Below are 25,024 nucleotides of genomic sequence, written 5' to 3' on the forward strand. Positions count from 1 at the left end.
ATCAAATAGTTATGATTAAAAGTGGCGGATGACATTTTGGTTTCCTGATTAAATTTCGCACAAACAAAAACGCGATTTTATCCGCAATGTCAGCGGCACGCCTTCCCCCTGGCGCTGTACTTCATTAATAAAAAAGGCGGGAAATCTCCCGCCCTGAAGTACCAGGTATACGCGCCTAAGGTGGGCCGAAAGTGCTTTTACTCGAAGGAGTAAGAGACGCTCACGCCACCGCCCCAGTTCCTGCCCGGCGCCGGTTCGTAATAACGGCCGTTGCCTTCATTGACGATGACCGAGCCAACATATTGGCGGTCAAACAGGTTGTCCACGCGGCCGAAAACGTTAAGCATCCAGTTCCCTACCGGATAGCGGTAGCCGGTATTCAACCCCACGGTGGTATAGGACGGTGCCTGTTCGGTGTTTTCATCATTCACCTCGATGTCGCTCATGTAGCGCACCTCCGCGCCGGCATACCAGCCTTCCGGCGGGGCCCAGGCGAAGGAGGCAAACCCCATATTGCGTGCAATGCCCGGCATGCGGTTGCCGCTTGGCACCTTATTGGCCGCCGTACACTGGCTGTCACCGCACACGTCATCCCGGTAGCGCGCATCCAGCAGCGTCCAGGCCAGTTGCAGCCGCCAATCGTAGGCAAACTGCTGGTCCAGCGCCAACTCCAGCCCGCGCCGACGGGTTTGCCCGGCGTTTTTGTAGCTGGTGCGCCCGTTGCTGCTCTCATCGACGACAATTTCATTCTTGGTGTCGGTCTGGAAAACGGCGGCGGTCAACAGACCGTTGCCGATACGCGTTTTACTGCCAAACTCCACCGTATCGCTGGTTGCCGGTTTCAGGCCGAAATTGAGCCCGCTTTGGTCGCCGGGGCGATAGGACAACTCGTTGATGGTCGGGGTTTCGAAACCGCGACCGGCGGAAAGATACAGGTTCCAGCCGCGGCTGACGGCATAATTGAGGGAGCCGGCTGGCAACCACTGATGGTAGCTGGCGCTGCCGCTGTCATCGCCATTGCTGCCGGTGACGTAGTGATCGTTGGAATCAAAATTAACGGTGCTGTAACGCGCACCGGCATCCAGCGTCAGTTGCGGGGTCAGTTTCCATGACGTTTGCAGATAAGGGTCCACATTCCACATCAGATTGCGCTCGTTGCGGCGCAGCGCGCCCTGGGTGCCCAGTTCGGTCACGCCGTTGGACTGGGTAAAGTTTTCATACCCTTTGCGCTGTTCGGTCATGGTTTCATAGTCCAGACCGCCGGTCAGAGTGTAAGGCACCGCCACCAGTTCGCCACGGTGGGTCCAGCGCGTATCAATCCCCTGATAATGACGCGTCAGGTCAATCACCCCGCCCGGATGCTGTGCGCTGCGCTGCTGTACCGCGACCGGGATCGACTGGTACTGAGTGGTTTCGCGCTCGCCGGCGTACATCATCACGCTCAGGTCATCATTGACGCCCATCTGGCGTTCATAGTGCAATCCGGCCTGGGTCTGCGAGGTGGTTTTGCGCGTATTGTATTGATCGGCTCGCGGTGCCTGCCGTGGGTTGTCGTGCCATTCGGCAGACGTCAGCCCGCCGGGATCGTTGGCATTGATATCCACGCTGTTGAACAGCAGCGTAAGCGTGCTGACATCGTCGATACGCACGCCCAGCTTGGCGTTGCCGAGGTTTTTTTGCGCACCGCTGTGGTCCCGGAATCCTTGAGTGGTAAACCGCGTGCCGGAAATGGTGTAGTTAACGTCGCCGGCATGGCTGCCATCCCCGGTTGCCCCGGAGGCTTTGATGCCATTGCGCCAGGTGCCGTAGCTGCCAAAATAGCTGCCCGCCTCAATGCGGTTGGGCTGTTGGCCGGTTTCGGTTTCCACGTTCACCATGCCGCCGGAGGCGTTGCCGTAAAGCGCGGAAAACGGCCCGCGCAGCACTTCCACCTTGTCGACCGAGTTCAGGTCGATATTCGAGGTTTGCCCCTGCCCATCCGGCATGGTGGCCGGAATGCCGTCCACATAGATCCGCACGCCGCGCACGCCATACATAGAACGTGCGCCAAACCCCCGCACCGATAACTGCAAATCTTGCGCATAGTTCTGGCGATTTTGAATTTGCAGGCCAGGCACGCTGCCCAGGCTTTCAGACAGGTTGATCTGAGGCTTGGCGTCACGGATTTGATCGCCATTCACCACGCTGACGGCGGCGGGCGTCGAGAGTTCGGAAAGGCCGCTGCGTTTGGCGGTCACCACCATGGTCTGTTCCCCCTCGCTGTCTTGCGCATAGCACAATGAAAGGGGCAGTAAGGCGGGAATGACGATGGCGGACGCCAGCGTGTTTTTACGGGTGTTTTTCATCAAGAGAATGCCGTTAAAGGGATCGGGAAATCTGAACCGTCTGGAACAAAATGGCTGGCATGTTAATACTTTTAACAAACAAATGAAAACAGTTAGCCATAATTAAAAACCCGGATTCCCGGTTGCGCAAGGCCACGGAATATTTAAATAAGATCGGTTCGCTGCGGAGGGCCGATGAAAAAAGGCGGGGAGACCCCGCCAGATTGAACATTGACTACGCTTTCAGCAAACCGCTGCCAAGATAGTCATTATTGTCTTTCACCCCCGGCAGAGCAAAGAAGTACCCGCCGCCGATCGGCTTCACGTACTCTTCCAGCGCCTCCCCGTTCAGGCGTTTTTGCACCGTCAGGAAACCTTTCTCCAGATCGGCCTGATAGCAGACGAACAGCAGCCCCATTTCCAGTTGGCCGGAATTGGACACACCGATCGAATAGCTGTAACCGCGGCGCAGTAACAGATTGCTCTGGGTTTGCGGTGTGCGTGGGTTCGCCAGGCGGATATGCGCATCCATCGGAATGGTTTTACCCTCGGGATCTTTAGCGTAGTCCGGCTCGTCGTGCTCATGCTTCATGCCGAGCGGCGCGCCGCTGTGCTTTTCACGGCCGAAGATGGTTTGCTGCTCCTGCAACGGCGTGCGGTCCCAGAACTCGACATGGAAACGGATAATCCGCAGCGCCTGATAGCTGCCGCCTACCGCCCAGGCCGGCTCCCCGGCGTCGTCCGCCACCCACACCACCTTATCCATCAACGGCTTGTCGCCGGTTTTCGGGTTGGCGGTGCCGTCTTTAAAGCCCAGCAGGTTGATCGGCGCTTCTTTGCCTTTGCTGCGCGCGGCGTGGGCGGAAATAAAGCCTTCCCGCTTCCAGCGCACGCTGAGCAAGTCCGGCGAATGCTTGATGATATCGCGCAGCGCGTGGATTACCGTTTCATTGGTATTGGCGCAAATTTGCAACACCAGATCGCCATGACACAGGCTGGCGTCCAGCGAGTCGTTGGGGAAACGCGTCATCTTTTGCAGCCGCAGCGGTTTTTGCCCCTGCAGGCCAAAACGTTCGTCAAACAGCGAAGTCCCCACCGACACGGTGATGGTCAGGTTGTCGGGATAGATCTCCGGCCCCATGATGCCCGAGTCGAGCGGCGGCAGCTTGGGATCCACTTCCGGCGCCTTGCCGCCGCTGGTCAGAAACGCAATGCGGGCAGTCAGCAACCGGAATAAACGCTCCAGATCCTGCTTGTTGCTTGCCAGCACGTCAAAAGCCACCAACATCATCGCCGCCTGCTGCGATGTGAGGATCCCGCTCTGATGCGCGCCATAGAACGGCTGTTTCTGCCAGCGCTCGTCCTGCGACGTCGCCAGCGGATCGGCCTCCTTCTCTGCTGCCTGTGTCAAACGGCTGCTGCCCAGCGCCAGAACACCCAACCCCAGCCCCTGCAGCAAACGACGGCGCGACGGTGACGCCGCGCCTGTTGATTCCGGATGCGGCCCGTTGCCTGGGCCGATCTTGTTACTCATAGTGCTTGCCTCAATCCAGACCCAGTACGCCACGCAGTTGTGACAGGTCTTCCGCCAGGGTAGTGATCGGCCCTTTCATTGCGTTACGATCGGCGTCGGTCAGCTTCTCGTAAGACTCATAGCCGTCTTTGGTTTTGTATTTTGCCAAAATGCCGTCAACGGTTTTGAAGTTGGCGTCAATCTTGTCAAGCAAGGGTTTATTGGCCTTAACCAGCAGCGGGCGCAGCAGGTTAACGATTTTTTGCGCACCGTCCACGTTGGCCTGGAAATCCCACAGGTCGGTCCGGCTGTAACGGTCTTCTTCACCGCTGATTTTGCTCGCCGCCACTTCCTCGATCAGGCCGGCCGCGCCCCCTACCACCTTGCTTGGCGGGAAGGTCAAATCGCCCACGCGCTTTTGCAGTTCAAGGGTATCGTTGTACAGGCGATCGGCGTATTTGCTCATGTCTTTGGTGGTGTTGTCGGCAAACAGCGCTTTCTCCAGACGGTGGAAACCGGTGAAGTTCGGATCTTCGACTTTCTTCTCGTAGTCGTCTTCGCGGGCGTCAATGCTGCCGTCCAGATCGGAGAACAGCTCGGCGATCGGCTCGATACGCTCGTAGTGCTGGCGGGTTGGCGCATACAGTTTGCGCGCTTGCGCGACATTGCCGGCTTTTATCGCGTCGGTGAACAGCTTGGTCTGCTTGACCAGCCCTTCCACTTCTTTAGTGACGTAAACCTTGTACTCGGCAATCGGCCCAACCAGATCCAGCGCGTTAGGTTTGCCGTCGGTAGCCGCACCCGCCGTAACGATCAGTTTGCCTTTCGGGTTACTGAGCAGCCCGCAGGTCATATCGTATTCGCCCGCTTCCAGATTGGCGGTCATCTTCTGGGTGAAACCCGGCGCGATGTTTTCGCGCTCTTCCACGACCATCACCCCTTTCAGGATTTCCCATTCCACGTTTTTCTGGCTGGTGTTGTGCACCACAAACTGGGTTTTGCCGGCCGGTACGGTCAGTTGCATCGGCTCGCACTGCTTGTCGTTAACGGTAATCTTCACCTGCGGCACGTCCGCCGCCAGGGCATCGATGCTCAGCGCGAATGCCGGGATAGCCAGTAATGCTGCGTGCAGCGCCTTGCGGCGAAATAACGGAGTAGACATACAAGATTCCCTATTAAATTAGTGATTGATTTTACGTTGCGCCGAAACCGCTGCCGGTTCCGCACGCTGCGGCAGGAAAAAGAAAATCAGCGCCGGGATCAGATACAGGAAATAGACCGCCACTTCGCTCACCGTCGGCGCTTCCTGGTAGCCGAAGATACCTTCAAGCAGGGTGCCAAACAGCGAATGGGTGGACAGATGGTTGCTGAGATCAAACGCGATATCCTGGAAATGGTTCCACAGCCCGGCTTCGTGGAAAGCGCGGATCGCCCCAGCGGCCAGGCCGGCGGCCACGAACAGGATAAACAGGCTGGTCCATTTGAAGAATTTGGCCAGGTGCAGCTTCACGCCGCCCCAGTAGAGAGCCATGCCGAGCACGATGGCGGCGACCAGGCCGAGCACCGCGCCAATTGGCGCTTCGATGCCGACGTCCTGCTGGAAGGCCGCCAGCAGGAAAAATACCGACTCCAGCCCTTCGCGGGCCACGGCGAAGAACACCATTGCCACCAGCGCCCAGCCTTGACCTTTACCGGAGTTGAGCGCGCTGTCGATGGCGCCTTCCAGATGCACCTTGACCGATTTGGAGACCTTGCGCATCCAAAACACCATATAGGTAAGGATCAACACCGCAATCACCGCGACGATGCCTTCGAACAGTTCCTGCTGTTTCTGCGGGAATTCGCCGGTAGTTTCATTAATGAAAATGCCGAGCGCCAGGCACAGGGCAGCGGCGACAATCACCCCTATCCACACCACGCCTAGCCATTGACCGCGCTGGGTGCGTTTCAGGTAGCTGGCGATCAGGCTGACGATCAGCGCAGCCTCCAGCCCCTCACGGAACATGATAAGGAAGGGAACAAACATAAGTAATAACCCCTAAAAAGGCTTCTGCCGCGAAGCGTCCGCACGCCAGGAATGGCCACAGCGCTAATGTAAAGAAAAGTAAAACACAACGATAGTGATTATCATTCTGCCAAAAAGAAATACAAGGGGAGCAAGGGTGATTTTTTCTAATCAAATGTCGCGAGGTGTTTCCGGCAGATGACAGACAGCGACGAAGCAAGAAATGATAAAGGGCGCATTAAGCGCCCTCAGACTGCTGACAAAGCCCGCTATTAGGGAGAGCGTGCCGAAGGGGTCGTAGCAGCTTTAGCTGCCAGCTGCCGGAGCACCCCTCGGTGCGCCAAGCCCGGGTATCTCGGACTCAAAGGCAAATTTGTCATCAACCTCAGGGCGCATTAAGCGCCCTTTGAGACCCGTACTGCGAGAGGGTTAAACCGTTTTGAACTCAGCTTCCGCCTTGTCGAAACGTTCGGTCATGGTGGCAGAAGGCTGGCGGCCCATCAGGCTCACCACCACAATGGCGATGCAGCCGAACAGGAAGCCCGGGATGATTTCATACAGATCCAGCCAAGCGAAATGTTTCCAGACAATCACCGTCGCTGCACCCACCAGCATGCCGGCCAATGCGCCGTTGCGGGTCATTCGTGACCACATCACCGAGATCAGCACTACCGGGCCAAAGGCGGCGCCGAAGCCGGCCCAGGCATAGCTTACCAGGCCCAGCACGCGGTTTTCCGGGTTGGCGGCCAACGCGATCGCCACCAGCGCCACGACCAGCACCATGATGCGACCGACCCATACCAACTCGCGTTGGCTGGCCCCCTTACGCAGGAAAGCTTTGTACAGGTCTTCGGTAATCGCGCTTGAACACACCAGCAATTGGCAGCTCAGAGTACTCATCACCGCCGCCAGGATCGCCGACAGCAGAATGCCCGCCACCCAAGGGTTGAACAAAATCATCGCCAGCTCGATAAACACGCGCTCGCCGTTTTGCGACACGTTGCCCGCCTGATCCGGGTTGTTGGCGAAGTAGGCAATACCGAAGAAACCGACGGCAATGGTGCCCGCCAGGCACAGGATCATCCAGGTCATACTGATGCGACGTGCGCTGCGTATGGTGCGGTGGGAATCCGCCGCCATGAAACGCGCCAGGATGTGCGGCTGGCCGAAGTAACCCAGCCCCCAGCCCAGCAGCGAAAGAATAGCTACAAAGTTCAGGCCTTTCAGCATGTCGATGTTGGCCGGGTTCTTCGCCTCAATCACCAGCATTGACGTGTCGATACCGCCTACCGCCAGGATCACGAACACCGGCGTCAGGATCAGCGCGAAAATCATCAGGCTGGCCTGCACGGTATCGGTCCAGCTCACCGCCAGGAATCCGCCGATAAAGGTATAAATGATAGTGGCTGCCGCACCTGCCCACAGCGCCGTGCCGTAACTCATGCCAAAGGTGCTTTCAAACAAGCGCGCACCGGCCACGATGCCGGATGCACAGTAGATGGTGAAGAACACCAGGATAACAATGGCGGAAATCACCCGCAGCAGTTTACTGTTGTCTTCAAAACGGCTGGTGAAGTAATCCGGCAGCGTCAGGGCATTATTGTTGGCTTCGGTATGCACACGCAGCCGCCCCGCCACCAGTTTCCAGTTAAGGTAAGCGCCGATCGTCAGGCCAATGGCAATCCAGCTTTCCGAGATGCCGGACAGGAAGATGGCGCCCGGCAGGCCCATCAGCAACCAGCCGCTCATATCAGATGCGCCGGCGGAGAGCGCGGTCACCACGCTACCCAGGCTGCGGCCACCCAGAATATAGTCGTCGAAGTTATTGGTTGCCCGGTAGGCAAGTAAGCCGATTAACACCATCCCGAAGATATACACCAGGAAGGTCACCAGCATAGGTGTGCTCATTGTCATGAAATTCTCCACTCTCATTATTATTTCGCGCTGTATTGCGATATTTGCTACTTGCCGATCCGCCGGAACGAGGCGAAATGACGAACAGGCCGCGAGTGAAAATAGTTTCCTCCCGCAATTGTCTGACCGCCGGCTATCCTAGATGACCCGTTCGTTATTCAACAAGATATTTAACAACAAAGTTACACAAAGTTTACCCTGCGTCACATTTAACCGCTTTTACGGTTGCACCACCCCCCCAAATAAAGTTGCACCTCCAACAACCCTGCGCTTACCCCTTATATTGCTGAGGATAACGGACTCACACAGCCAACCTCTGCACTCTTTGGCAGAGAACCCAGCAAGAATCATGCCGGTTGCCGATGTTAAAAAATCGATGAAACTCACACTTCGTTCATCAGCCTGATTTAACACGGTTGCACAAAGTTGCAACATGCTGGATATTGTCTGCATTCTTCACACCGCATAACGTACGAACCTATCCCAACAGCCTATGTGGCCCATAGTTTGTATAGCCTGATGGGATAGGTTCTTTAACACAGGAGTTGGATTGGCATGGGCACTACCACAATGGGCGTGAAGCTCGACGAAGCAACACGCGACCGGATTAAAGACGCGGCGCAGCGTATCGATCGCACGCCGCACTGGCTCATCAAGCAGGCCATTTTCAATTACCTCGAGCGTCTCGAGAGCGGTTCCGATATTCCTGAAATTCCAGCACTTGCCGCCGCGGCCCAAGCCGAAACGGACGACATTATGCCGCAAGCACTGGAAGAGTCCCACCAGCCATTCCTTGAATTTGCAGAACAAATTTTGCCGCAGTCGGTCAACCGGGCCGCCATTACCGCCGCTTATCGTCGCCCGGAGACCGAAGCGGTGCCGATGTTGCTCGAACAGGCGCGATTACCCGCCGATCTTGCCAAAGCTACCCATAAGATGGCTTACGACATCGCCGAGAAGCTGCGTAACCAAAAGAGTGCAAACGGCCGCGCCGGCATGGTGCAAGGTCTGCTGCAAGAGTTCTCGCTCTCCTCGCAGGAAGGCGTGGCGCTGATGTGCCTGGCGGAAGCCCTGCTGCGCATTCCGGACAAGCCAACTCGCGATGCGCTGATCCGCGATAAAATCAGCAACGGCAACTGGCATTCCCACCTCGGCCGCAGCCCGTCGTTGTTCGTTAACGCCGCCACCTGGGGCCTGCTGTTCACCGGCAAGCTGGTATCGACCCATAACGAAGCCAATCTGTCCCTTTCGCTGAACCGCATCATCGGCAAAAGCGGCGAACCGCTGATCCGCAAAGGCGTGGATATGGCGATGCGCCTGATGGGCGAGCAGTTCGTGACCGGCGAAACCATCGCCGAAGCGCTGGCCAACGCGCGCAAGCTTGAAGACAAAGGCTTCCGCTACTCCTACGACATGTTGGGTGAAGCGGCGCTGACCGAAGCCGACGCGCAGGCCTATCTGGTATCCTACCAGCAGGCTATCCACGCTATCGGCAAAGCCTCTAACGGCCGCGGTATCTATGAAGGCCCGGGTATTTCGATCAAACTCTCCGCCCTGCACCCGCGTTACAGCCGCGCCCAGTACGAGCGCGTAATGGAAGAGCTTTACCCGCGCCTGTTGTCGCTAACCCTGCAGGCGCGGCAGTATGACATCGGCATTAACATCGATGCCGAAGAAGCCGATCGTCTGGAGATCTCGCTCGATCTGCTGGAGAAGTTGTGCTTTGAACCGCAACTGGCCGGTTGGAATGGCATTGGCTTCGTGATCCAGGCATATCAAAAACGTTGCCCGTTCGCTATCGACGCGGTTATCGACATGGCACAACGCAGCCGTCGCCGCCTGATGATCCGCCTGGTGAAAGGCGCCTATTGGGACAGCGAGATCAAACGCGCCCAAATGGACGGGCTGGAAGGCTATCCGGTATACACCCGCAAGGTCTACACCGACGTGTCTTATCTGGCCTGCGCCCGCAAACTGCTGGCGGTGCCAAACCTGATTTATCCGCAGTTCGCCACCCATAACGCCCACACATTGAGCGCGATCTATCATCTGGCGGGCAACAACTATTATCCGGGTCAGTATGAGTTCCAATGCCTGCACGGCATGGGCGAACCGCTGTATGAGCAAGTGGTGGGCAAAGTGGCCGACGGCAAACTGAACCGCCCTTGCCGCATCTATGCGCCGGTCGGCACCCATGAAACGCTGCTGGCGTATCTGGTGCGTCGCCTGCTGGAAAACGGCGCCAACACCTCGTTCGTTAACCGCATTGCCGACGCCACCCTGCCGCTCGACGAACTGGTCGCCGATCCGGTCACCGCAGTCGAGGCCCTGGCCGCAAGCGAAGGCCAGATTGGCCTGCCGCACCCGCGCATTCCGCTGCCGCGTGAGCTGTATGGCGATAAGCGCACCAACTCCAGCGGCCTGGATCTGTCCAACGAACAACGTCTGGCCTCGCTGTCCAGCGCACTGTTGACCAGCGCCACCCAGCCGTGGCGTGCAGAACCCATTATCGACGCCGAGCTGGATCAGGGCGTGGAACAGCCAGTGATTAACCCGGCCGAGCCGGGCGATGTGGTCGGTTACGTGCGTGAAGCCACCGAAGCGGAAGTCAGCCGGGCGCTCGACGCCGCCGCCGCCGCCGGCCCAATCTGGTTCGCTACCCCACCTTCCGAACGCGCCGCCATTCTTGAGCGCGCCGCAGAACTGATGGAAGGCCAGTTGCAAAGCCTGCTGGGTATCCTGGTGCGCGAAGCGGGTAAAACCTTTAACAACGCCATCGCCGAAGTGCGCGAAGCGGTCGATTTCCTGCATTACTACGCCGGCCAGGTGCGTGATGACTTCGCCAACGACAGCCATCGCCCGCTGGGTCCGGTGGTCTGTATCAGCCCGTGGAACTTCCCGCTGGCGATCTTCACCGGCCAGATTGCCGCGGCATTGGCGGCAGGCAACAGCGTGCTGGCCAAACCGGCCGAGCAAACTCCGCTGATTGCCGCACAGGCGGTGCGCATTCTGCTTGAAGCCGGTATTCCCCAAGGTGTGCTGCAACTGCTGCCGGGCCAGGGTGAGAGCGTCGGTTCGGTGCTGGTCAACGACGCCCGCGTGCGCGGCGTGATGTTTACCGGTTCCACCGACGTCGCAGGCATCCTGCAACGCAGCATCGCCGGGCGCCTAGATCCGCAGGGCCGCCCAACGCCATTGATCGCCGAAACCGGTGGCCTGAACGCCATGATCGTCGACTCTTCCGCCCTGACCGAACAGGTGGTGACGGACGTGGTCGCCTCGGCCTTCGACAGCGCCGGCCAGCGCTGTTCCGCGCTGCGTATCCTGTGCATTCAGGAAGACGTGGCGGAACATACGCTGCAAATGCTGCGCGGCGCGATGGCCGAATGCCGCATGGGTAACCCGGAACGCCTGTCTACCGACATCGGCCCGGTGATCGACACCGAAGCCAAAACCGGCATCGAACGTCATATCCAGGCGATGCGCGCCAAGGGCCGCAAGGTCTATCAGGCGGCGAAAGGCAATGCGCAGGATGAGAAAGAGTGGTCACGCGGCACCTTTATCAAGCCGACGCTGATCGAACTGGACAGCTTCGACGAGTTGCAAAAAGAGATCTTCGGCCCGGTGCTGCATGTGGTCCGCTTCCAGCGTACCAATCTGGAGTCGCTGGTCGATCAGATCAACGCCGCCGGCTATGGTCTGACGCTGGGCATTCACACCCGCATCGATGAAACCATTGCCCGCGTTACCGACCGCGCCAAAGTGGGCAACCTGTACGTTAACCGCAACATGGTTGGCGCGGTCGTCGGCGTGCAACCCTTCGGTGGCGAAGGCCTGTCCGGCACCGGACCGAAAGCCGGTGGCCCGCTGTATCTCTACCGCCTGCTGGCCAACCGCCCGGACGACGCCGTTCAGCGCACCCTGAACCGCCAGGACGACGAGCGCCCGCTGGAAGCCACCGCGCGACCGCTGCTGCTCAATGCCCACCAGGCGCTCGAGCAGTGGGCTGTTGCCGAGAAACACAGCGATCTGGTGCAGTTGGCGCAACGTTACGCCGAGCTGGGCCAGGGCGGCACCGTTCGACCGCTGCCGGGCCCGACCGGCGAACGCAACACCTACGCCCTGCTGCCGCGTGAGCGCGTGCTGTGCCTGGCGGACAACGAAACCGATGCGCTGACTCAACTGGCAGCCGTGCTGGCGGTTGGCAGCAGCGTGCTGTGGCCTGAAGCCGAATTGCAGCGCACGCTATACCGCCGCCTGCCGGCAACGGTTCAGGCGCGTATCAGCTTCAGCAAGGACTGGCAGCAGGATAAGGTGGAGTTCGACGCCGCCATTTACCACGGCGACGCCGATCAGCTGCGTACCCTGTGCGAGCAGATCGCCCAACGCAGCGGTGCGATCGTCTCGGTACAGGGCTTTGCCCACGGTGAAACCAATATCCTGTTGGAACGCCTGCTGATCGAACGTTCGCTCAGCGTCAACACCGCCGCCGCCGGCGGTAACGCCAGCCTGATGACCATCGGTTAACGCTTAAAGAGGGATTGCAGCCGTTTGTAATCCACTCTGCTGTCACCCTCGCAAACCCTGCACCCGTGCAGGGTTTTTTATTGTCTGCACAAAAGCGGCGCGCTAGCGTATTAATCCTGTTGCCATAAAGTGTGTATGGTGTGTATCATAAAGGGACGGTAAGCGCGTGAAAAGTTCAGAACTGATCAGGCTGTTAGAACGAGAAGGTTGGGTTTTAGAGCGGATAAAGGGAAGCCACCATCAGTTTAAACACCCGAGATCTCGTTTGGTGATCACCGTTCCACACCCGCGTAAAGATCTGAAGCCGGGAACGCTGCGCCAGATCATGAAAGATGCCGGGCTGTGCTAACCCGGTACCATGAGTTAACAGGAGAAATTATGTTCTACCCTGCTTATGTACATTCAGACCTCGACGGCAGCGCCAGCGGTTTCTTCCCCGATGTGCCGGGTTGTTATTTTGCCGGCGATACCCTCGATAAAGCCTTTGAAGATGCCAAAGGCGCGCTGGACGCGCATTTCGAACTTCTGAGCGAAGACAACCAGGCCATCCCACGCCCACAGGCCGTTTCCTTCCATCTGGCACAGGAAAACGACACCCTGAACGGCGGACAGTGGCTGCTGGTCGATATCAATATGGATAAGTTCGATGGGCGGGCGGAACGTATCAATATCACCCTGCCGCACCGCTTGTTGAACCGCATCGATTCACTGGTGCAGCAGCATCCTGGCTATGGGAGCCGCAGCGCCTTTTTGGCCGCCGCCGCCCGTAATGAATTATCGAAAGCCGGTTAGTCGAGAGTCAGGGGGCAAAACGCCCCCCTTTCTCATTGATTCAAAAACTTGTCGAGGAATTGCTGGGTGCGCTGGTGTTGCGGGTTGGCGAACAGTTGTTTGGCCGGCCCCTGTTCGACGATGCGTCCGTGGTCCATAAAAATGGCACGGTCGGCAACGTCGCGAGCAAAGCTCATTTCATGCGTCACGATCACCATGGTGCGCTTCTCTTCCGCCAACGAGCGAATGGTGTTGAGCACCTCGCCCACCAGCTCTGGATCGAGCGCGGAAGTGGGTTCATCAAACAGGATCACTTCCGGCTGCATCGCCAGCGCGCGGGCAATGGCTACACGTTGCTGCTGGCCGCCGGAAAGCCGGCGTGGATAAGCGGACTCTTTGCCGCTCAGCCCGACTTTGGCCAGCAAAGCACGGGCGCGCTGTTCGGCACTGGCTTTGCTCTCACCCTTAACGATGACCGGGCCTTCAATAATGTTCTCCAGCACCGAACGGTGCGGAAACAAGTTGAAGTTTTGGAACACGAAGCCCACCTGCTGGCGCAATGCCCGCACCTGTTTTTTCTGTTTGCTCAGCGGCTTTGAACCGTCGATCTGAATATCGCCGACGCGAATGGTGCCGGAATCCGGAACCTCCAGCAGATTAATGCTGCGCAGCAAGGTGGTTTTCCCCGAGCCGCTCGGCCCGATAATCGCCACCACTTCACCGGCGTTAACCTCCAGATCGATCCCATGCAGCACCGTTTGGCCGTTGAACTGCTTGACCAGCTTTTTCACTTCGATGGCACTCATGCGTTACTCCTGATCCTGGCGGTTAACGTGGGCTTCCAGGCGATTTTGCAGTGCCGAAAGCAGGGTCGCCATCACCCAGTAAATCAACGATGCCGCCAGATACATGGTAAACACTTCCAGCGTACGCGAGGTGATCAGCTGCGCCTGACGGAACAACTCAGGGACCTGAATGGTCGCCGCCAACGAGGTGTCTTTCACCAGGCCGATGAAACTGTTGCCCAGCGGCGGCAAGGCGGTGCGCGCCGCCTGCGGCAGGATCACCCGGCGCAAGGTTTGCCAGCGCGTCATGCCAATGCTGGCTGCGGCTTCCCACTGCCCTTTTTCAATCGACGAAATCGCCGCACGCAGCGTTTCCGAGGTATAGGCTGCGGTGTTAAGCGACAGGCCAATCAGCGCCGCCGGGAAGGGATCAAATTCGATGCCGAACTGCGGCAGGCCGTAGTAAATCATGAACAGCTGAGCGATCAATGGCGTGCCGCGAAACAACGACACATAAATGCGCGACAGCCATGACAGCGGCCATAACGGCGAAAGGCGCATCAGCGCCAGCAGAAAACCAAGCAGTAAACCGAGCGCCATGCCCCCCAGACTAAGCTGGAGGGTAAGTATCGCGCCCTTCAATAAAAATGGCGCTGAATCCAGCGCCAGTTGAATACTTTCGTGCATTATTTAGTTACGTCCGCGCCAAACCATTTCTCGGAGATCTTCGCCAGCGTGCCGTCTTTTTGCATCTCGGCAATCGCCTGGTCAATCGCTGCCAACAGTTCCGGGTTGTTTTTACGCACCGCGACGCCAGACTCCTGACGAGAGAACGCCGGGCCGGCAACCGCCAGCGTATCGCCGGTTTTCTTCACCAGATCCAATGCCGCCAAACGGTCAACCAGAATGGCGTTGATGCGGCCAACGCGCAGATCCTGGTACTTGGTCGGGTCGTCATCATAGGTACGTACGTCGACGCCCTGCACGTTTTCACGCAGCCATTGCTCATAGTTGGTCCCCAGGCCAACGCCGACCTTTTTGCCCTTCAGATCGTCCGGCTTGGCAATGGTGCCTTCGTTGCCCTTCTTCACCAACGCCTGAATACCGGAAACGGTATAAGGCGTTGAGAAATCATATTTCTTCTTGCGCTCGGCGGAGATCGTCACCTGGTTGATCACCACGTCGATGCGTTTCGATTCCAGCGATGCCAGCATGCCGTCCCATTTGGTCGGGTTCAGCTTGGCCTTCACGCCGATGTGCTGTGCCAGCGCGTTGGCGAAATCCACTTCGAACCCGGTCAGCTTCCCGTCTTCGCCCTGAAAGCTGAATGGCGGATAGGTGCCTTCCAGCCCGACAATCAGCGTACCGCGCTGCTTAACCTGTTGGAGCAGATTGTCGGCGGCATAGGTTTGTGCGCTTAAACCGGCGGTCAGCGCAACGGTCATCACGCCCAACAGCAATTGACGACGAAATTTGGAAAAGATCATAAACACCCCATATTCTGTTTATCTTTTTTGATATCAGCACTTTACCAGTGCGTTTGACTGCATAAAGGAATATAACTTTATAAATATAGTTCAAAATGGAATAACAAGCTGCCGTCACACCTGCGGATGATAGGCAAACAGCGCCGGCGCACCACCGGTGTGAATAAACAGTATCGGGCCATCGCCGCAAAAACGCTGCTGGGCAATGCCGTCGATCAGGCCGGCCATCGCTTTGCCGGTATAGACCGGATCCAGCAACACCCCTTCCTGCTGCGCCAGCAACTGCACCGCCGCCGTGCCCTCTTCGTTGGGCATGCCATACTGCGGCGCAAAATACTCGTCCCACAGTTGGATCGGCGCCAGAGTGTCGATGCCTAACGAGCAAGCCAGCGCCTTTTGAATCAGCTCAACCTTGGGCAATTGGTCGATCACTTTACGCGAAACCGTAACGCCAATCAGTTCAGTCTCCGGCAGCAGTTGCTGAAGGCCGACCGCCAACCCGGCATGCGTGCCGGCACTGCCGGAAGCCACCAGCACTGAACTGAAAACGACGCCGCTACGCCGACTCTGTTCGGCAATTTCCAGCGCGCACTGCACGTAACCCAGCGCACCCAACGCGTCGGAGCCGCCCACCGGCACCACATAAGGCCGGAAACCCTGCCCTTCGAGACGCGTCGCCAGGTCGGCCAATTGCTGCTGCGGATCGTGCAACGCTTCGCACATCACCACTTCGGCATTGAACAGCCCGAGCAGCAGACGGTTGCCATTGGTGAGGTAGTTTTCCGCTTGGGTGTCGATCGGGTTTTCCAGCAACGCCACGCAGTGCAGGCCGAGTTTTGCCGCTACCGCCGCAGTTTGACGCACGTGGTTGGATTGGATAGCACCGGCGGTCACCAGCGTATCCGCGCCCTGTCGCAAGGCCTCGGCAGCAAGATACTCCAGTTTTCTCAGTTTGTTGCCGCCCATCGCCATCGGCGTGACGTCGTCACGTTTGATGTAAATTTCACGGCCAAGGTAGTCTGAAAGGCGAGACAGTTTTTCGAGCGGTGTGGCAGAGCCGACTAAATCGAGGCGCGGGAATTGCGCCAGTTGCTGTTGCAGATTCACAACGTCCCCCAGGGAACAGGTATCAACATCTAAAGCATAGATTTATCAGATGTGGGCTGAATAATCACTCTTTTTGATGAGATGTAAAGCGGTAAACCCCCGGCCGGCGCGCCGGGGAGACGGGATCAGTAGGTCTTCTGCCAGGCGATATATTGGTCGTATTTACGCAGGGCAATGCGATAATTATTGTGTGCGGCGCTGGGCAAGTCTTCAATAATGCGCTGATGGTTATTGTTGCTGGCGAACTTGTCCGCCGGATAGTTGCGCGCCACCAGCATTTCATCCAGCCGACGCAGACGCACCACGTATTCGCGGATAGTGCTGTGGCTCATCTCGGTCTGCTCAAACAGATACTGTTTGAACGCCATGATATCGAAATAGCTCGGATGGCTGTTGCAGGAAATCTCACTGCAAAAACGGCATAGCGCGGTCAGCTCATTTTGCACATTCAGCCAGACGTTATCGTCAATCGGCTGGTCCATGCGCGCAATGGCATCTTTGTTAATGATCTTGCCTCGGAACACCAACGCCATGCGATCCAATAATTTACTGCACTGGGAGCAGTGGGTTTGGCTGTGTTTGTAATCTTTCAAATAACGACTCAGCGGCCGTTTTTTCAATAATATTCCTGGCATAAGACAGTCCGGTTATCGCAACGGTAATCAGGTTGAAGGGTAAGAGTTGACTCGCCTCAATTTTCGGCCGCCAGGCGGGCGCGCAGCCGCTTGATCGCCTGACTGTGCAGTTGGCTGACGCGCGATTCCCCCACGTCCAGCACGGCGCCGATCTCTTTCAGGTTCAACTCTTCCTGGTAATACAGCGTCAGCACCATTTTCTCGCGCTCCGGCAACGCGTCGATAGCGTTGATCACCCGCTGGCGGAGGTTGCCCTCCAGCAGATGATGCAGCGGGTTGGCCTCTTCGTGCCCTTCCAGCAGCGGCTCTGCGCTTTCGCCATGCTCTTCACGCCATTCGTCGTAGGAGAAAAGCTGGCTGTTATTGGTGTCCAACAGTATTTGACGGTACTCATCCAGCGGGATATTCAGCGTCTGCGCGACTTCCACTTCACTGGCCGGGCGGCCGAGCCGCTGTTCCAGTTGCCGCATCACCTGTGCCACTTCACGCGCATGCCGACGTACGCTGCGCGGCACCCAATCGCGGCTGCGCAGCTCATCGAGCATTGCGCCGCGAATGCGCTGCACCGCATACGTGGTAAAGGCGGTTCCCTGCAGGGCGTCATAACGCTCAACGGCGTTCAACAACCCGATTCCCCCGGCCTGCAGCAGATCGTCGAGCTCCACGCTGGCGGGCAACCTGACCTGCAGGCGCAACGCCTCGTGGCGCACTAACGGAACATAGCGCAGCCAAAGAGAATTTTTGTCCATCACGCCTTCGGCGGTATACAGATCGCTCACTATGTCTAAAACCTGCGGATAAGAGAGTCAGCGCTATTATCCGTAGGGGGCAAAATGCCAATCGGCTGAACAGTCGCACAAAATAGGCTTTATTTGCGCCATGCATTAACTTCTGGGCGCGCACCATAAAAAAACCCTGCCGAAGCAGGGTTCTTTACGACAGGTTAATCGCGGAGAATCGATTAACGCAGCAGGGTCAACACGTTCTGGGTAGACTGGTTAGCCTGTGCCAGAACGGAGGTGCCTGCCTGTTGCAGGATGTTGGCACGGCTCATGTTGGACACTTCGGTCGCGTAGTCGGCATCCTGAATACGGGACTGAGAAGCGGACAGGTTGTTCACGGTGCTGTTCAGGTTGTTGATAACAGAATCGAAACGGTTCTGTACCGCACCCAGAGAAGAACGCAGCGAATCAACCTGAGACAGCGCTTTGTCCAATACGGCCAGCGGATCATCCGTTGTTGGCGTGGTGCTCATTTCTGCGCCTTTGCTGACTTTACCCGCAGAGTCTACGTTAGCTTTGAAGTATTTGGCATTTGCGCCAGTGCCTTCCTGGATAACGTAAGACTTGCCGCTGTCATAAGACTTCAGGTTAGCCGCGTCAGCGCCGGTTGCAGTCACTTCCTGCTTAACGGTGGTGGTCGCGCTGGTGCCGGTCAGACCGGTAGTGTCAGTCGCTGCGATCGCAGTGATGTCACCTGAAGTTTTGTCAACGGTGGCCAGGTAGTTCTTGCCATCGGTGCCTACCGCGTAAACGTCGCCGGTCGCGTCATCTTTGATAAAGCTGGCTGGTGCAGCACCGTTAGCCTGCTTGTTAGTGGTGTTGGTGATGGCGATATCTTTGCCGTTTGGTACCGTCGTTGCCGCGCCACCCACTTTGGTAGGATCGATGGAGGTCGCAACGCTGAACTTGTCCAGGCCCAGAGTAGAAGAGTTGATGTTTTTCAGGTCGATATCGATAGTTTCGTTATCGTTGGCACCCACCTGAATGGTCAGCTTCTGGTCGCCGCTCAGCACTTTCACGCCGTTGAAATCGGTTTGCGCAGAGATACGGTTGATCTCGGACATACGCTGGGTGATTTCGTCCTGGATTGACTGCAGGTCGCTGGAAGAGTTGGAGCCGTTCTGGGACTGTACGGTCAGACGACGGATGTTTTGCAGGTTGTCGTTGACTTCGTTCAGTGCGCCTTCGGTAGTCTGCGACAAAGAGATACCGTCGTTAGCGTTACGGGAAGCCTGAGTCAGGCCTTTGATGTTAGCGGTGAAACGGTTAGAGATCGCCTGACCCGCAGCATCATCCTTCGCGCTGTTGATACGCAGACCAGAAGACAAACGCTCGATCGCAGTGCCCAGAGTAGATTGGGATTTGTTCAGGTTATTCTGCGCCATCAGCGACAGGCTGTTGGTGTTAATTACTTGTGCCATTGTATGCTTTCCTTACGAATCAGTTGCGATATTCGCATCACGGTTAAAAGGTTCGGGCTTCGTTGCCCACGGCGTCAACCACCGTCCCATCAGGTATCGGCCCTCCCCCTGCAACCTTTAGAAATTTTTTATTTTTTTTTCGCTTTCCGGCAATGGCATAAATAACGCTGTTTTTCCTTCTTCTATTGCGCCATCGGTTTTTTATTTTTTCAGTAAACTTTTTCTCCACTGGGCCGATAAACGCGTAAAGCGAATAACGTCATTATCAAGGAGAATTACGAATGGCATCGATCAGTTCATTAGGCATCGGCTCAGGACTCGACCTCAACGGCTTGCTGGACAAGCTGACCAAAGCGGAGCAGCAACGCCTGACGCCCTACACCACCCAGCAGACCAGTTACAACGCCAAATTGACCGCTTACGGTACTCTAAAAGGCTCGCTGGAGAAGTTTGATACCCTGAGCAAAGACCTGGCCAAACCGGATTTCTTCAATAACACCACCGCCAGCACTCACGATCAGTTCACCATTACCACCAATGCCAAAGCGGTACCGGGCAACTATGTGGTCGAAGTTGAACAGCTGGCGCAGCCACAGACGCTGACGACTCAGGCGACCATTAGCGATCAGACCACCGAACTCGGCACCTCCGGCGCCAGCGGCCGCACCATCAGCATCACCCAGGGTAACCCGGCCAAGACCGTTAATATTCCTCTGAATGACGATCAAACCTCGCTGCTGGAAATGCGCGATGCGATCAACGGCGCGAAAGCGGGCGTCAGCGCCAGCATCATGCGCGTTGGCGATAACAAGTATCAGTTGGCGTTAAGTTCCTCGGCCACCGGCGAAAGCAACAAGATGTCGGTCAAGGTCAATAATGACGATGCGCTGAACGACATTCTGAGCTACGACTCCAGCATCCCCAGCGGTGCCATGAAGCAGACGGTTCCCGCGCAGGATGCCAAAATCAAGGTTAACGGTACGGAGATCCAACGCAGCACCAACACTATTGCCGATGCCCTGCAAGGCGTAACGCTGGATCTGAAAACCAAGACCAAGGTCGATGAACCGCAAAACCTGGTGATCAGCAACGATAAAACCGGCTCCGCCGATAAAATCAAAAGCTGGGTCGACAGCTATAACTCGCTGCTGGACACCTTTAATTCGCTGTCCAAGTTTACCCCGGTGAAAAGCGGCGAAGAGCAATCGGCGAAAAACGGCGCACTGCTGGGCGACAATACCCTGCGCGGCATTCAATCCTCAATCAAAAGCGCGCTTAGCTCGGCTCAGGACAACCCGGAGCTGAAGGGACTGGGCAATCTGGGGATCACCACCAATGTGAAAACCGGCAAGCTCGAGCTCGATAGCGAGAAACTGAAAAAAGCCATCGATGAGAAACCCGCCCAGGTAGCGAATTTTTTTGCCGGCAACGGCACGGATACCGGCATGGCGACCGAAATCCACAATGAAATTCAAAATTATATTAAAGCCGGCGGTGTGCTCGAGAATGCGACCAAGAGTATCAACACCAATCTCGATCGCCTGAATACGCAAATTACCCGCGTGACAGAAAGTATTCAGAACACCATTGACCGCTATAAACAACAGTTTGTTCAACTCGATACCATGATGTCCAAACTTAATGGCACCAGTAATTATTTAAACCAACAGTTCTCATCCAAATAAGAACTTTTTAACCAGGTAATAAATCGCATGTATAACCGTAGCGGAACTAAGGCCTACGCCCAGGTCAGTTTGGAAAGTGGCGTAATGAGTGCCAGCCCGCACCAGTTAATCGTGATGCTTTTCGACGGGGCGCTCAGCGCCCTGTTACGCGCACGCATTCTGATGAATCAGGGTGATATCGCCGGCAAAGGGCTGGCTATATCAAAAGCCATCAACATTATTGATAACGGCCTGAAAAACGGTCTCGACCACGATCAAGGTGGCGAGATGGCCGATAATCTGGCCGCGCTGTATGACTATATGAAACGTCGCCTGATGCAGGCCAATCTGCATAATGACGAAGCGGCGATCGCCGAAGTGGTCAAGCTGCTGGATAATATTGCTGACGCCTGGCGCCAGATTGGTCCCAATTATCACCCTTCTCAGGACGCCGTATAATGGAACGTCAACAGCAACTGCTAGCCGCGTATCAGCAAATTTATAGCCTGAGCAGCCAAATGCTCGCGCTGGCGCAAACGGAAAGATGGGAAGACCTGGTCGAGCTGGAGCTGGCCTACGTTCAGGCGGTAGAGAAAACCACCGTTTTTACCGACAAAGCGGGGCCATCGATGGCGCTGCAGGAATTGTTGCGCAATAAGCTGCAGCAGATCCTGGACAACGAAAACGAGCTGAAGCGCCTGTTGCAACGCCGCATGGACCAGTTGAAAGAATTGATTGGCCAATCGACGCGCCAAAGCGTGGTCAACAGCACCTACGGTCAGTTTCACGATCGCGCCCTGCTATTAGGAGAACCGCAAGTCAGGTGACCCGGTTATAATAACGACATTTTATGCATAAATAGCACCATACGCTATTTACACCCGATTAAGTCAGGATATTAATCCATGATATTTGAATTATTCATACCCATCATATTCATCATCCAGACTCCGTAGGGGCGAATATATTCGCCCCGGCTAACGCGGGGGTGGCATGCAGCGCCCCTAGGATACGGATAAATATCGCTCCGACACGGACGTTTTCTGTTCAGCAGGAAATTGATTTTTGATAGATAAAACACGTCGTTGTGTTTCACAACGCATGGAAAAATGTTGCTCCGACGCCCATCAAAGCGTAAAGATATTCCCAGATAATGGCTGCGAAATGAATATCGATGGAACGTACAATTAATCTTTGTCCTGGGATTGGTGCCTCTGCGCACATCATTCAGCATACTGAATTATTATTCCCTTCAGTTTATTTTGAGCAACCCCATCTGTATCTGGTACAGCAAGGCCACAAACGCGTGCGCTGGCAACAGCATGAAGTGGTGGCCCATGCGGGAGAACTGTTGATTATCGGCGGGGGGCAAACCGTGGATATAATTAATGGCCTTTCCAATGAGGGCATATTCAGTTGTCAGTTGCTTATCTGCGATCCTCTGTTGTTCCACGTACAGCAAACTCCCGCTGAAACCGCCTCTCAGCCCCCGCTCGACGCGGTGTTGGCCTTACGCAACCTGCCCTGCGCGCTGATGCACAGTTTTGATACCACCAGCCTGGCGATGGCGCTTAAACACCGTTTCCCGCCGATCATCATCCGCCACAAGATGCTGGAAATCCTGCTCTGGCTGAAGCAATTCAACGTAAGCTTTATGCATAACGAGGCGCGCGATTTAACGCAGCGGGTACGCCGCTGCCTGGCAACCGATCCGCATAACATCTGGACAGCGGCCAAAGTGGCGGAAAGTCTGTCAATGAGCGAGGTCATGCTGAGACGCAAACTTTCTTTAGAAAACACCGCGTTGCGCGATTTGATGATCGACGTGCGCATGAGCAGCGCGCTGGCGTTGCTGCAATCTACCGATTGGCCAATATCCGCCATCTCCCAGCACGTCGGTTATGAAAGTTCTTCGCGGTTTGCCGAGCGTTTCCGCAAACGTTTCGGTTTTGCGCCAACGGCCATTCGCGGGCATCAGCGGATCATGGAGCCCGGCGCGATCCAACCCTATCGCCTCAGCCTGATGGAGGACCCGGAGTGATGTCCATCCTGCAAATTAAATCATTGCACAATGAACTCACCGTTTATGCACCCGGCGTTAGCGGAAAATGGCCAAGTACGATAGCATCGGCGAACCTTAATACCGCCAGAGGCGAATCAACGGTGCTCAACGAAAAATGGCTGCTTTCCCTTGCCGTGTTGCTTGTCGGCCTGTGGCTTATGGGTCTGTTGTACGAAGAAGACGCGATGCGGATGCTGGCGGGGAAATAAATCAGCAAGGCCACGCGCAGTGGCCAATGATGATTTAACTTTGTTTAATTAATACCGTGATCAATCCAACTAAAACGATCAGTATTAACACACTGAAAAACCGCCATCTGCTCTCACTTTTACTGCTCATTTTTATTACCTGATAATTAAAGTGTCTTAAACTCGCACAATTATAATCCAGCAATAAGTTCAGCAATTTGAGACAAAGCATGTTTTTTATACGTTTACTCAGGCGATTACCGAGTGCGGTTTTCGGTTTTGCCGTTAAAAAGCAAAAAAAACCACCATCGGTGGTTTTTTAAGTCAGGCCTTAACCTGCCGTTCTCTCTTCAGGAGAGAATCAAGGCTTTCCAGGCTGACCTCAAGCTCCGGGATTTCGGCTTCTCTCGGTCTACCGATATATCCCATTGAGGCGGCAGAAGTATGCGTGAACCCTTTACCCTGCCTATCAGTGCTCGCTTCCCCAGGATGCTCCACAGGCACGCTTTTATGTCGCACGGTCATATCAACCTCCAGAGTTACAGAAAGCTAATGCTACTACAAGTATAACAAATACCAAAAAGCTCCATGCCGTAAACGCCATCTCCCTGAATGATAAGCCGATCAGCTTAGCCTTATCACCCTGCGTTTCTTCGATCTTCAATGTTGCCTTAGAGTACTGTTTTGCCAATCCTACGTACGTTGAATCTCTTGGGTTATCCAGAAAAACGCTTTCCATTTTCTGATGGTTGGTTGGCAACTTGGGGATATCTTTTAGCAAGACAGCTCTGAAAACAAAGCTCCATGCGCTACAAAGGCAAAGAAAGGTAAAAAAACCAGCTATACATATGAGCATGTTAAGTGCGGCAAACTTCTGATTCAGCAGCAATGCCGCTGTAAATCTGACGATCAAGATAAACGCAGTAACTATCACGCTCAAAGATGCAAAAACCTTAAGTCCCTTTTCCTCCAGCTTTCGTATCCTGTCCAAAGCCGCTGCATATTGAGTCTCTTGATACTCAAAGTACAATTTGCTCCTTTCCAGGAGTTCTACGGCAATATCATTTTCAAGCGATTTCATCGCCTTCGCTTTTTCCATTTTCACCTGCCAACGCCAATTAGATTCCATTCATAATGGGAAAAATTAGCACGGTAGCCCTGGAAAATAAAATTATTAAAATCAATTAATTAGTAGAATTAAATCACTATTTAAAATGTTTCCGCATTAGCATTTTCCCCAGCCTTGCCCCGAGACTCTCGGCGGGCATGAAATTTGTTCACGATTTCAAAGACCTCAACCAATCACACCGCCATATTCATCACTTCCTGATAGGCGGAAACCAGCTTATTACGCACCTGCACGCCCATTTGCAGCGAGATGGACGATTTTTGCAGATCGACCATCACGTCGTTCAGGCTGACGCCCGGCGCGCCCAGTTCGAAGTCTTGCGCCTGTTTGCGCGCAGCCTGCTGGGTCTCGCTGATCTTGCCGATAGCCGCTTTCAGCTCGCCGGCAAAGCTGACACCCTGCGACGCTGAGCCTTGGTCAATCTGCCCCGCCTGAATCGCCGTGGCCTGCAATTGTTGCAATACCCCTTCAATCCCCTGAATTGCCATTATGACCTCAATAAAGACTCTGCTGCCGGATGTGTTTTCATCAGGCACTACTTTGATGCTGAGGAGCCTACCACAGCATTTTTATCCTAAAGCGGTTAATTAACTGCAAAAAACCCGGCTTATCGGCCCATCAAAATCGCCATTACGGGCAAATAATGGCACGCCCAGAAATGGGAGCGCCGCTATTTAGAAGATATGTGTATCAGGGAGTCTGTTTTGTCA

At 55.7% G+C, this 25,024-nt stretch carries 22 protein-coding genes; 8 read left to right on the forward strand and 14 right to left on the reverse strand.

The window, feature by feature from the left end:
- Positions 1-197: 197 nt before the first annotated feature.
- The 5 genes from pqqU to putP form a co-directional block, all read right to left on the reverse strand.
- The gene (gene pqqU, locus JEM67_RS16865; RefSeq protein ID WP_006326087.1) at positions 198-2,345 is read right to left on the reverse strand and encodes a TonB-dependent receptor PqqU; all 2,148 of its coding nucleotides are present in this window, start codon (positions 2,343-2,345) and stop codon (positions 198-200) included.
- A 214-nt stretch (positions 2,346-2,559) separates the two neighbouring features.
- Positions 2,560-3,858 carry an iron uptake transporter deferrochelatase/peroxidase subunit gene (efeB, locus tag JEM67_RS16870; protein WP_199634847.1) on the reverse strand — a complete coding sequence of 433 codons (1,299 nt, stop codon included), beginning with the start codon at positions 3,856-3,858 and terminating at the stop codon, positions 2,560-2,562.
- Positions 3,859-3,868: 10 nt separating this feature from the next.
- A complete protein-coding gene (gene efeO / locus JEM67_RS16875) occupies positions 3,869-4,999 on the reverse strand; it encodes an iron uptake system protein EfeO (RefSeq protein WP_199634846.1) in 1,131 nt (376 codons plus the stop codon).
- Positions 5,000-5,017: 18 nt separating this feature from the next.
- Positions 5,018-5,863, reverse strand: a complete 846-nt coding sequence (gene efeU, locus JEM67_RS16880; protein ID WP_006321371.1) for an iron uptake transporter permease EfeU — start codon at positions 5,861-5,863, stop codon at positions 5,018-5,020.
- A gap of 408 nt (positions 5,864-6,271) precedes the next feature.
- Positions 6,272-7,756, reverse strand: a complete 1,485-nt coding sequence (putP, locus tag JEM67_RS16885) for a sodium/proline symporter PutP (protein ID WP_013813454.1) — start codon at positions 7,754-7,756, stop codon at positions 6,272-6,274.
- A 555-nt stretch (positions 7,757-8,311) separates the two neighbouring features.
- Between putP and putA the strand changes: the two genes are divergently transcribed.
- The 3 genes from putA to JEM67_RS16900 all read left to right on the forward strand — a co-directional run bounded on the left by putA (position 8,312) and on the right by JEM67_RS16900 (position 13,075).
- The gene (gene putA / locus JEM67_RS16890) at positions 8,312-12,283 is read left to right on the forward strand and encodes a trifunctional transcriptional regulator/proline dehydrogenase/L-glutamate gamma-semialdehyde dehydrogenase (protein WP_199634845.1); all 3,972 of its coding nucleotides are present in this window, start codon (positions 8,312-8,314) and stop codon (positions 12,281-12,283) included.
- A gap of 166 nt (positions 12,284-12,449) precedes the next feature.
- Positions 12,450-12,632 carry a type II toxin-antitoxin system HicA family toxin gene (locus JEM67_RS16895; protein WP_013813456.1) on the forward strand — a complete coding sequence of 61 codons (183 nt, stop codon included), beginning with the start codon at positions 12,450-12,452 and terminating at the stop codon, positions 12,630-12,632.
- A gap of 29 nt (positions 12,633-12,661) precedes the next feature.
- Positions 12,662-13,075 carry a type II toxin-antitoxin system HicB family antitoxin gene (locus tag JEM67_RS16900; RefSeq protein WP_013813457.1) on the forward strand — a complete coding sequence of 138 codons (414 nt, stop codon included), beginning with the start codon at positions 12,662-12,664 and terminating at the stop codon, positions 13,073-13,075.
- Positions 13,076-13,107: 32 nt separating this feature from the next.
- Here JEM67_RS16900 and tcyN read toward each other — a convergent pair whose 3' ends face one another.
- The 7 genes from tcyN to JEM67_RS16935 all read right to left on the reverse strand — a co-directional run bounded on the left by tcyN (position 13,108) and on the right by JEM67_RS16935 (position 19,271).
- Entirely contained in the window at positions 13,108-13,860 is a 753-nt protein-coding gene (tcyN, locus tag JEM67_RS16905; RefSeq protein ID WP_013813458.1) for an L-cystine ABC transporter ATP-binding protein TcyN, read from the reverse strand.
- A 3-nt stretch (positions 13,861-13,863) separates the two neighbouring features.
- Positions 13,864-14,526 (reverse strand): cystine ABC transporter permease, encoded by a 663-nt coding sequence (gene tcyL / locus JEM67_RS16910; RefSeq protein ID WP_013813459.1) that lies wholly within the window; start codon positions 14,524-14,526, stop codon positions 13,864-13,866.
- The gene (tcyJ, locus tag JEM67_RS16915; RefSeq protein WP_013813460.1) at positions 14,526-15,326 is read right to left on the reverse strand and encodes a cystine ABC transporter substrate-binding protein; all 801 of its coding nucleotides are present in this window, start codon (positions 15,324-15,326) and stop codon (positions 14,526-14,528) included. The genes tcyL and tcyJ overlap by 1 nt, the downstream gene beginning before the upstream one ends.
- A 114-nt stretch (positions 15,327-15,440) precedes the next feature.
- Positions 15,441-16,433 carry a D-cysteine desulfhydrase gene (locus JEM67_RS16920; RefSeq protein WP_199634844.1) on the reverse strand — a complete coding sequence of 331 codons (993 nt, stop codon included), beginning with the start codon at positions 16,431-16,433 and terminating at the stop codon, positions 15,441-15,443.
- Positions 16,434-16,558: 125 nt separating this feature from the next.
- On the reverse strand, positions 16,559-17,068 hold the full coding sequence (gene fliZ, locus JEM67_RS16925; protein ID WP_013813462.1) for a flagella biosynthesis regulatory protein FliZ: 510 nt from the start codon (positions 17,066-17,068) through the stop codon (positions 16,559-16,561).
- A gap of 56 nt (positions 17,069-17,124) precedes the next feature.
- Complete coding sequence (locus tag JEM67_RS16930; protein ID WP_013813463.1) at positions 17,125-17,847, reverse strand: RNA polymerase sigma factor FliA; 723 nt, start codon at positions 17,845-17,847, stop codon at positions 17,125-17,127.
- A 182-nt stretch (positions 17,848-18,029) separates the two neighbouring features.
- A complete protein-coding gene (locus JEM67_RS16935; protein ID WP_199634843.1) occupies positions 18,030-19,271 on the reverse strand; it encodes a FliC/FljB family flagellin in 1,242 nt (413 codons plus the stop codon).
- A gap of 281 nt (positions 19,272-19,552) precedes the next feature.
- Here JEM67_RS16935 and fliD point away from each other — a divergent pair, with 281 nt between their 5' ends.
- From fliD to JEM67_RS16960, 5 genes are all read left to right on the forward strand, one after another.
- Positions 19,553-20,956 (forward strand): flagellar filament capping protein FliD, encoded by a 1,404-nt coding sequence (gene fliD / locus JEM67_RS16940; RefSeq protein ID WP_199634842.1) that lies wholly within the window; start codon positions 19,553-19,555, stop codon positions 20,954-20,956.
- A 27-nt stretch (positions 20,957-20,983) separates the two neighbouring features.
- Positions 20,984-21,394, forward strand: coding sequence for a flagellar export chaperone FliS (gene fliS / locus JEM67_RS16945; protein WP_199634841.1), 411 nt, complete (start codon positions 20,984-20,986; stop codon positions 21,392-21,394).
- A complete protein-coding gene (fliT, locus tag JEM67_RS16950; RefSeq protein WP_199634840.1) occupies positions 21,394-21,762 on the forward strand; it encodes a flagella biosynthesis regulatory protein FliT in 369 nt (122 codons plus the stop codon). The genes fliS and fliT overlap by 1 nt, the downstream gene beginning before the upstream one ends.
- A gap of 347 nt (positions 21,763-22,109) precedes the next feature.
- Positions 22,110-22,976 carry a helix-turn-helix transcriptional regulator gene (locus JEM67_RS16955; RefSeq protein ID WP_199634839.1) on the forward strand — a complete coding sequence of 289 codons (867 nt, stop codon included), beginning with the start codon at positions 22,110-22,112 and terminating at the stop codon, positions 22,974-22,976.
- On the forward strand, positions 22,976-23,206 hold the full coding sequence (locus JEM67_RS16960; RefSeq protein WP_199634838.1) for a hypothetical protein: 231 nt from the start codon (positions 22,976-22,978) through the stop codon (positions 23,204-23,206). The genes JEM67_RS16955 and JEM67_RS16960 overlap by 1 nt, the downstream gene beginning before the upstream one ends.
- A gap of 505 nt (positions 23,207-23,711) precedes the next feature.
- Here the strand turns inward: JEM67_RS16960 and JEM67_RS16965 are convergent.
- Both JEM67_RS16965 and fliE read right to left on the reverse strand, forming a co-directional pair.
- A complete protein-coding gene (locus JEM67_RS16965; protein WP_233527540.1) occupies positions 23,712-24,284 on the reverse strand; it encodes a hypothetical protein in 573 nt (190 codons plus the stop codon).
- Between the two features lie 203 nt (positions 24,285-24,487).
- Positions 24,488-24,802, reverse strand: coding sequence for a flagellar hook-basal body complex protein FliE (gene fliE / locus JEM67_RS16970; protein WP_199634837.1), 315 nt, complete (start codon positions 24,800-24,802; stop codon positions 24,488-24,490).
- Between the last annotated feature and the right edge of the window lie 222 nt (positions 24,803-25,024).

Origin of the sequence: Serratia sp. PAMC26656, from assembly GCF_016469055.2 — a bacterium.
GTDB lineage: Bacteria > Pseudomonadota > Gammaproteobacteria > Enterobacterales > Enterobacteriaceae > Serratia > Serratia plymuthica.

Excerpts from the sequence above, each read along its gene's own strand:
- pqqU (WP_006326087.1), bottom strand. The coding sequence starts at position 2,345 with ATGAAAAACACCCGTAAAAACACGCTGGCGTCCGCCATCGTCATTCCC.
- efeB (WP_199634847.1), bottom strand. The coding sequence starts at position 3,858 with ATGAGTAACAAGATCGGCCCAGGCAACGGGCCGCATCCGGAATCAACA.
- efeO (WP_199634846.1), bottom strand. The coding sequence starts at position 4,999 with ATGTCTACTCCGTTATTTCGCCGCAAGGCGCTGCACGCAGCATTACTG.
- efeU (WP_006321371.1), bottom strand. The coding sequence starts at position 5,863 with ATGTTTGTTCCCTTCCTTATCATGTTCCGTGAGGGGCTGGAGGCTGCG.
- putP (WP_013813454.1), bottom strand. The coding sequence starts at position 7,756 with ATGACAATGAGCACACCTATGCTGGTGACCTTCCTGGTGTATATCTTC.
- putA (WP_199634845.1), top strand. The coding sequence starts at position 8,312 with ATGGGCACTACCACAATGGGCGTGAAGCTCGACGAAGCAACACGCGAC.
- JEM67_RS16900 (WP_013813457.1), top strand. The coding sequence starts at position 12,662 with ATGTTCTACCCTGCTTATGTACATTCAGACCTCGACGGCAGCGCCAGC.
- tcyN (WP_013813458.1), bottom strand. The coding sequence starts at position 13,860 with ATGAGTGCCATCGAAGTGAAAAAGCTGGTCAAGCAGTTCAACGGCCAA.
- tcyL (WP_013813459.1), bottom strand. The coding sequence starts at position 14,526 with ATGCACGAAAGTATTCAACTGGCGCTGGATTCAGCGCCATTTTTATTG.
- tcyJ (WP_013813460.1), bottom strand. The coding sequence starts at position 15,326 with ATGATCTTTTCCAAATTTCGTCGTCAATTGCTGTTGGGCGTGATGACC.
- fliZ (WP_013813462.1), bottom strand. The coding sequence starts at position 17,068 with ATGCCAGGAATATTATTGAAAAAACGGCCGCTGAGTCGTTATTTGAAA.
- JEM67_RS16935 (WP_199634843.1), bottom strand. The coding sequence starts at position 19,271 with ATGGCACAAGTAATTAACACCAACAGCCTGTCGCTGATGGCGCAGAAT.
- fliD (WP_199634842.1), top strand. The coding sequence starts at position 19,553 with ATGGCATCGATCAGTTCATTAGGCATCGGCTCAGGACTCGACCTCAAC.
- fliS (WP_199634841.1), top strand. The coding sequence starts at position 20,984 with ATGTATAACCGTAGCGGAACTAAGGCCTACGCCCAGGTCAGTTTGGAA.
- fliT (WP_199634840.1), top strand. The coding sequence starts at position 21,394 with ATGGAACGTCAACAGCAACTGCTAGCCGCGTATCAGCAAATTTATAGC.
- JEM67_RS16955 (WP_199634839.1), top strand. The coding sequence starts at position 22,110 with ATGGAACGTACAATTAATCTTTGTCCTGGGATTGGTGCCTCTGCGCAC.
- JEM67_RS16960 (WP_199634838.1), top strand. The coding sequence starts at position 22,976 with ATGTCCATCCTGCAAATTAAATCATTGCACAATGAACTCACCGTTTAT.
- JEM67_RS16965 (WP_233527540.1), bottom strand. The coding sequence starts at position 24,284 with ATGGAAAAAGCGAAGGCGATGAAATCGCTTGAAAATGATATTGCCGTA.
- fliE (WP_199634837.1), bottom strand. The coding sequence starts at position 24,802 with ATGGCAATTCAGGGGATTGAAGGGGTATTGCAACAATTGCAGGCCACG.